Here is a 4,209-nt window from a genome sequence, read left to right on the forward strand (position 1 = left end):
GGGCGGCCTACGTCGGCCCGGACGGACTCGGCGAGTTCCGCGGCGCCCCGACCCTGGTCGCCCGCAGCGCCGCGGCGAGCGACCCGGAGGCGGCGCGGCGGCTGTGGACGCTGTCGGAGGAGCTGACGGGGGTGGAGTGGAAGGCGGGCGGCGGGAACGGGTGAACGAGCAGGGGTGAAGGTGACGGGACGGGGTGAAGGGGAGGGGAAAACCCCTGGGGGACCGGATACGGTGCGGGTAAGGGATTCCCCGGAACTTTCCAGGAATCGTCAGGACGCACCACGGACCGAGACCGACCCCCATGACCTCGGCAGACACGGGCGCCGGCAGCGGCGGCCCGGTGAACGGCGGCGACCCCGCGACCGGCGGCGGCCCCGTGACCTTCCGGCTCGACGGCCGTACGGCCCTCGTGACGGGATCGGCGCGCGGTCTCGGCCTGGAGATGGCGCGCGGTCTGGCCGGGGCCGGCGCGCGGGTGGTCCTCAACGGCCGTGACCCGGTGGCCCTCGCCGCGGCGGCCGAGCGGCTGCGGGCGGAGGGCGGGTACGACATCGCGACCGCCGCGTTCGACGTCACGGACCGGGCGGCCGCACAGACGGCGGTCGAGGAGCTGGGCGATCTCGACATCCTGGTCAACAACGTCGGCCACCGGGACCGGCGGGGCGTGGCGGAGCTGACGCCCCACGACCTGAACGCGCTGCTCGACGTGGATCTGACCTCGGCGTACGCGCTGAGCCAGGTGGTGGCCCGTGGCCTGGCCGCGCGCGGGGTGCCGGGCCGCATCGTCAACGTGTCCTCCGTGGTGGGGCAGTTGGGCCGTACGGGTGATGTCGGCTACGCCACCGCGAAGGCGGGCCTGGACGGTCTGACCCGGGCCCTCGCGGCGGACCTCGGGCCGAGCGGTACGACCGTCAACTCGGTCGCGCCGGGCACCTTCGCCACCGAGGTCAACGCCGAACTCACCACGGATCCCGGCTGGGAGCGCTGGCTGCGGACCCGTACCGCGCTCGGGCGCTGGGGCCGGCCGGAGGAGATCGCCGGGGTGGTCGTCTTCCTGGCGAGCGACGCGGCGTCCTTCATCACCGGGCAGACCATCGCGGTGGACGGCGGGATGACGACGACGTTCTGACGCACGGTGACCGGTGGGGAGGCGGCCCCGGCGGGGGGACAGTAGCGTGGTGCCCGCACCGGCCATCGGGAGGTTTCTGCGGAAATTCTCAGCGAAGTCGGAGCGGGTTTCTCACCTTCGTGAGACAGAGTGAGGCCTGATGAAGCGCATCTCACGCATCTCGGTCACCTCGCGTCCCGCGTTGCTCGGGGCGGTGGTGATGCTCGCCCTGACGTCGGCGTCCGTGGCGTCCGCCGATGACGGGCCGGGACCCTTCGGGGTCACCGCGGACGCGGTCGCGTCCGTGCGCGAGGCCCGGGTGGGCGCGCTGTTCGACGCGGACCGGGCGTCGCGGCTGGCCGGCGGCCACTTCTGTACGGCCTCGGTGGTGCACAGCCCGCGGGGCGACCTCATCGCCACCGCCGCGCACTGTGTGAACGCCCAGGACCGGGACCTGGTGTTCGTGCCGGGCTACCGGGACGGGCAGGCGCCGTACGGGGTGTGGAAGGTGACCCGGCGCTTCCTGCCGGACAGCTGGGCGAAGGACCAGGACGAGGACAGCGACGTCGCCCTGGTGACGGTGGCCGATCTCGACGGGCAGAGCGTCGAACAGGTGGTCGGCGGCAACCGCTTCGTCACCGACGCGACGACCGGCGCGACCGCGGTGACGGTCACCGGCTACCCCGACTCCCGTGAACTCCCCATCCGCTGCACCAACAAGCCCCGCCGCCAGAGCCCCACCCAACAGCGCATCTACTGCCCCTCCTTCACCGGCGGCACCAGCGGCAGCCCCTGGATCAACGGCGACCACCAGGTCGTCGGCATCCTCGGCGGCCACGAGGAGGGCGGCTCCACGGACGACGTGTCGTACAGCGTGGTGCTGAGCACGGAGGCGGCGGAACTGTACCGGGACGCGACGACGGCCGACTGAGCGCGCCGACGGGCCCCTCCTTTTCCTCTCCGGAACGGTCGAATCCTTCTCCGGAACTGTCGAACCGCTTTGTCTCGGACGGGCGTTCTCGTGCTGAGCCCCTGCGGCTCCTACACTGCATTCGGCGGACTGGCCGACGGTGAGGGGCGGTTGACGGTGCGTAAGGCGTGGATCGTCGGTGGTGCCGTCGTGGCGGGCGGGCTCAGTTTCGTCATGGTGCTCGTGGTCGCGGTGTACCTGGTCGCCGGGAACCTTGTGGGGGGCATGGCCGCGAGCGGGCGGGCGCTGGCCAAGGGCGCGGTGCCGGCGGCGTACCAGCAACTGGTCGCGAAGTGGGGGAACCTGTGTCCCGCGCTGTCCCCGGCGCTGCTCGCGGCGCAGCTGTACCAGGAGAGCGGCTGGAACCCCAGGGTGGTCAGTCCGGCCGACGCCCGCGGGATCGCGCAGTTCATCCCGAGCACCTGGGCGACGCACGGCATCGACGGCAACGGGGACGGCAAGCGCGACATCTGGGATCCGAATGACGCGATTCCGTCGGCGGCGTCGTACGACTGCGAACTGGCCAAGTACGTCAAGGACGTTCCGGGCAACGTCTCCGACAACATGCTCGCGGCGTACAACGCCGGGGCGTACCGGGTCATCCAGGCCGGCGGGGTGCCGGGCATCAGCGAGACGCAGAACTACGTCCGGCGCATCAACAGCCTCGCGGTGAGCTTCGCCGCGCCGCCCAGCCGGCTCGATCCCACCCGGCAGGCCGCCGGCGCGATCGACTTCGCGCAGAAGAAACTGGGCACGCCGTATCTGTGGGGCGGCGAGGGTACGGCCGCGCAGGACGGGCGTTTCGACTGCTCCGGGCTGACCCAGGCGGCGTACGCGAGCGTCGGGATCAAGCTGCCGCGCGTGGCCAACGACCAGTACAACGCCGGTCCGCACCCCTCGCGCAGCCAGTTGCTCCCCGGAGACCTGGTGTTCTTCTCCCATGACCCCACCGACTCCCGGGCCATTCACCACGTGGGTATCTACGTCGGTGGCGGGTACATGATCGACGCGCCGCGCACGGGGGCGGTGATCCGGTTCGACCCGATCGACGGAGCGGACTATTTCGGTGCCACCCGGGTGACCGAAGATGGCGCAAAAGCGCTCCCCACGGCGGTGTAAACCGCGCGTGAACCTACCCCCTGAGCTGCGAGGATGAGTCTCTCTTCGATAACGTCTGCGTGATCTTTCGGTGGAGAGTGGAACGCAATGGTGGTGACCGTGCGTTCCTGTTGACGGGGGTCGGTGCGACGCACACGAGGTGCGTCCGGGAAGACGACGAAGGGGCCGCAGCACCATGGCTGTACTCGCCGAATCCGGATCGAACCCCGACGTCGAACTGCTTTATGACATCAACGGTCTGGCCAGGAGTGCTCCGCACTGGTTCGACCGGATCATGGAGTTCGTGGGCGAGTACGGACTGTTGCTCGCGATGGTCCTGCTCGTGGTGTGGTGCTGGTGGTCCGTACGGCGCCGGGGCCAGGAGGACGCGGCGACGTCCGTGGCCGCGCTGGTGTGGGCGCCGCTCGCGGCCGGGATCGCGGTGCTGGTGAACATCCCGATCCGGGGCTTCGTCTCCCGGCCGCGGCCCTTCGTGGACCATCAGGGCCTCGATGTCCTCGTCTCCGGCAAGACCGACTTCTCCTTCGTCAGCGATCACGCCACCCTGACGATGGCGCTCGGCGTGGGACTGTTCGTCGCCAACCGCAGGTTCGGCATCGCCGGGATCGGACTGGCCCTCCTGGAGGGCTTCTGCCGGGTCTACATGGGCGTGCACTACCCGACGGACGTGATCGGCGGATTCGCCCTCGGCACGGCCGTGGCCCTGCTGCTGGCCCCGCTGGCTTCCGCCCTGCTCACCCCGCTGATGAAGGCGGTGGAGCGGGCGCCGAGGGTGTCGTGGATCGTGCGCCGCAGGGCGGCCGCGGACGTGCCGATGGTGCCCGGCGCGCGACGGTCCGTGGAGCCGATGGACTCCGAGGAACGGGACCTGGCGGCGCGGCTGGCGAAGGTGAAGCAGCAGTACGACCCGACGAGGTTCTTCTCGTACGCCCAGGGGGTGTAGGGCGGGGGCCGGAGGCGCCCCTCAGGGGGCGCCGCCTCGGCCCGGTTACGCCGCCAGGTCCCGTTCCTC

The 4,209-nt window shown here is 71.1% G+C and carries 4 protein-coding genes and 1 pseudogene; all 5 read left to right on the forward strand.

All coding sequences use genetic code 11. The annotated features are described in order from the left end of the window. Window positions 1-164: pseudogene (locus CCN72_RS41005) on the forward strand (oxidoreductase); the annotation flags it as partial. Between the two features lie 137 nt (window positions 165-301). Continuing rightward, window positions 302-1,129 (forward strand): SDR family oxidoreductase, encoded by an 828-nt coding sequence (locus tag CCN72_RS33185; RefSeq protein WP_086811957.1) that lies wholly within the window; start codon window positions 302-304, stop codon window positions 1,127-1,129. 139 nt (window positions 1,130-1,268) lie between these two features. Then, entirely contained in the window at window positions 1,269-2,039 is a 771-nt protein-coding gene (locus CCN72_RS33190; protein ID WP_086811959.1) for a trypsin-like serine peptidase, read from the forward strand. A 150-nt stretch (window positions 2,040-2,189) separates the two neighbouring features. Continuing rightward, window positions 2,190-3,197, forward strand: a complete 1,008-nt coding sequence (locus CCN72_RS33195; protein ID WP_272923144.1) for a bifunctional lytic transglycosylase/C40 family peptidase — start codon at window positions 2,190-2,192, stop codon at window positions 3,195-3,197. Between the two features lie 175 nt (window positions 3,198-3,372). Further along, complete coding sequence (locus CCN72_RS33200) at window positions 3,373-4,140, forward strand: phosphatase PAP2 family protein (RefSeq protein WP_086811960.1); 768 nt, start codon at window positions 3,373-3,375, stop codon at window positions 4,138-4,140. Window positions 4,141-4,209: the final 69 nt, after the last annotated feature.

This window comes from Streptomyces murinus (assembly GCF_002154555.1).
Classification (GTDB): Bacteria; Actinomycetota; Actinomycetes; order Streptomycetales; family Streptomycetaceae; genus Streptomyces; species Streptomyces murinus.